Here is a 2,864-nt window from a genome sequence, read left to right as displayed (position 1 = left end):
GGACCCCGGCGCCGACCGTATCCGCCGGGCGGTCGGCGCCGGGATCCTCGGGCTGATCCCCCTGCAGGCGTCGCTGGCGGCCCGGAGGGGTGCGCTGCCGGCGGCCGCGGTGGTGGCGGCGGGCTTCCCGCTCGCTCGCCGACTCTCGAGAAAGGTGTCCCCGACGTGACGCTGAGGTACGGCTACGGCACCAACGGATTCGCCAACCACCGGCTCGACGACGCACTGGAGATCATCGCCGGCCTCGGCTACCAGGGCGTCGCCCTCACCCTCGACCACCACCACCTCGACCCGTACGCGCCCGACCTCTCGCTGCGAGTGTCGGCACTGGCGGGCCGCCTGGAGCGGCTCGGGCTCGGCGTCGTCGTCGAGACCGGCGCGCGGTACCTGATGGACCCCTGGCACAAGCACGCGCCGACGCTGGTGAGCGACGACGGCCGGGAGCAGCGGATCGACCTGCTCGTACGGGCGGTGCGGATCGCGGCCGACCTCGGCGCCGAGGCCGTGTCGTTCTGGAGCGGCATCAAGCCGGCCGGGGTGCCGGACGCCGTCGCCGCCGACCGCCTCCTGTCCGGCTGCGCGAAGGTCGTCGCCGCGGCCGACGAGGCGGGCGTGCCGCTCGGCTTCGAACCGGAGCCCGGCATGTTCGTCGAGGACCTCGACGGCTACGACCGGTTGTTCGAGCGGCTCGGCCGGCCGCCATGCTTCGGCCTCACCCTGGACATCGGCCACTGCCGCTGTCTGGAGCGCGAGTCCGTGCCCGACTGCGTGCGCCGCGCCGGGTCCCGGCTGGTCAACGTGCAGATCGACGACATGCGCCGGGGCGTGCACGAGCATCTGGAGTTCGGCGAAGGAGAGATCGACTTCCCGCCGGTGCTGGCCGCGTTCGGTGAGATCGGCTACGCGGGCCTGGTCGCGGTGGAGCTCCCCCGTCACAGCCACGCCGCCCCGGACGTCTGCCGCAGATCCCTGGACTTCCTGCGCGGAGCCGAGTCCGCCTTGGGGGCGGCGTGAACGACCTGCGAGAGGTTCTGGACGCGCGGCTGACCGCGAGCGGCGCGCAGTGGCTGGACGCCGCCGCCGAGCGGATCGCCGCCGACGCCGGCGCGATCCGGCCGCTGTTCCCCGCCGTCGGACGGCACTGCGGGCGCGGCCCGCTCGACGCGGAGGCGGACGAGCACGGGTGGACGGTCGACGACGCGGCGCGGGCGCTGCTGCTGCCGCGTCTGCCGCTCACCGGCCCGGCCCTGGCCCGGGAGGTCGGCGACCTGTACCGGTACGGGGACGCGGCGGAGAAGCGCGGTGTCCTGCGCGGACTGCACCTTCTCGACCTGGGCGACGAGGCGCTGCCGCTCGTCCACGACGCGCTCCGTACCAACGACACCCGCCTGATCGCCGCCGCCCTCGGCCCGTACGGCGCGGCGCACCTCGACCCGCACGCGTACCGGCACGGGGTGCTCAAGTGCGTCTTCACCGGTGTGCCGCTGGCCGCGGTGGCCGGGTTGCGCGAGCGCCGCGACGCCGAGCTCGCCCGCATGTTCACCGCCTTCGCGCGGGAGCGGGTCGCGGCCGGGCGCACCGTACCGGCCGACGTGTGGCTCGTCACCGACCCAGAGGAGGACTGAGATGCGCATCTTCGACCCGCACATCCACATGACCTCACGGACCACCGACGACTACGAGGCGATGTACGCGGCGGGCGTCCGCGCCCTGGTCGAGCCGGCGTTCTGGCTGGGTCAGCCGCGAACGTCGGTGGGCAGCTTCACCGACTACTTCGACGGGCTCGTCGGCTGGGAGCCGTTCCGCGCCGGGCAGTTCGGCATCCGCCACCACTGCACGATCGCGCTCAACCCCAAGGAGGCCGGCGACCCGCGGTGCCGCGGTGTGCTCGACGTGCTGCCGCGCTACCTGGCCAAGGACGGCGTGGTCGCGGTCGGCGAGATCGGCTACGACGCGATGACGCCCGACGAGGACGCGGCGTTCGCCGCGCAGCTGCGGCTCGCCATCGAGCATGACCTGCCGGCCCTGGTGCACACGCCGCACCGCGACAAGGCCATGGGCACGCGGCGCTCGCTCGAGATGGTGGCCGAGTCCGGCATCCCGCCCGGGCGGGTGGTCATCGACCACCTGAATGAGGTGACGGTCGGGCCGGTGCACGACTCCGGGTGCTGGATGGGCTTCTCGATCTACCCGGACACGAAGATGGATGAGGAGCGCATGGTGCGCCTCCTCGCCGAGTACGGCACCGACCGGATGCTGGTCAACTCCGCCGCCGACTGGGGACGCAGCGATCCGCTGAAGACGGCCAGGACCGGCGCGGCGATGCTCGCGGCGGGCTTCACCGAGGACGACGTCGACAAGGTGCTGTGGCGCAACCCGGTCGCCTTCTACGGGCAGAGCGGCCGGCTCGACCTCGACGGCCTGGAACCCGCCGAACCCGCCGCGACGTACGCCGGCAACTCGGTGCTGCGCGGGGAGCGCTGAGATGCGCTTCCGCCATCCCGACGGCACACTCGTGCACCTGGCGTACTGCACGAACGTCCATCCGGCCGAGGACCTCGACGGCGTGCTCGCCCAGCTCGCCCGCTACGCCGAGCCCGTACGCGAGCGGCTCGGCGCCGGCACCCTCGGCGTGGGACTGTGGCTGGCGGCCGACGTCGCGCGGGCGCTGGCCGATGAGGCGGCCCTCGCCCGCCTGCGCCGCGAGCTCACCGCCCGCGGGCTCGAGGTGGTCACGCTCAACGGTTTCCCGTACCGCGCCTTCCACGCCCCCGTGGTGAAGCGGGCCGTGTACGTGCCGGACTGGACGGAGCGGGCGCGGCTCGACTACACGCTGGACCTCGCCCGCATCCTCCAGGGGCTCC

3 protein-coding genes and 1 pseudogene are annotated in these 2,864 nt (G+C 73.7%); all 4 read left to right on the top strand.

The features are described from left to right. Positions 1 to 165: 165 nt before the first annotated feature. Positions 166 to 1,014, top strand: a complete 849-nt coding sequence (locus ACFFNX_RS35370) for a sugar phosphate isomerase/epimerase family protein (protein WP_378210289.1) — start codon at positions 166 to 168, stop codon at positions 1,012 to 1,014. Then, positions 1,011 to 1,625, top strand: a complete 615-nt coding sequence (locus tag ACFFNX_RS35365) for an EboA domain-containing protein (protein ID WP_378210287.1) — start codon at positions 1,011 to 1,013, stop codon at positions 1,623 to 1,625. Before ACFFNX_RS35370 ends, ACFFNX_RS35365 begins: the two co-directional genes overlap by 4 nt. Position 1,626: 1 nt before the next feature. Further along, positions 1,627 to 2,484, top strand: a complete 858-nt coding sequence (locus tag ACFFNX_RS35360) for a TatD family hydrolase (protein WP_378210285.1) — start codon at positions 1,627 to 1,629, stop codon at positions 2,482 to 2,484. Between the two features lies 1 nt (position 2,485). Beyond that, positions 2,486 to 2,864: pseudogene (locus ACFFNX_RS35355) on the top strand (metabolite traffic protein EboE); the annotation flags it as partial.

Source organism: Actinoallomurus acaciae, from assembly GCF_042429965.1.
GTDB lineage: Bacteria > Actinomycetota > Actinomycetes > Streptosporangiales > Streptosporangiaceae > Actinoallomurus > Actinoallomurus acaciae.
Note: the sequence above shows the minus strand (reverse complement) of the source record. Positions and strands in the feature narration are given on the sequence as shown.

Bases quoted from the DNA above. Each gene is read 5' to 3' on its own strand.
- ACFFNX_RS35360 (WP_378210285.1), top strand. From the start codon at position 1,627: ATGCGCATCTTCGACCCGCACATCCACATGACCTCACGGACCACCGAC.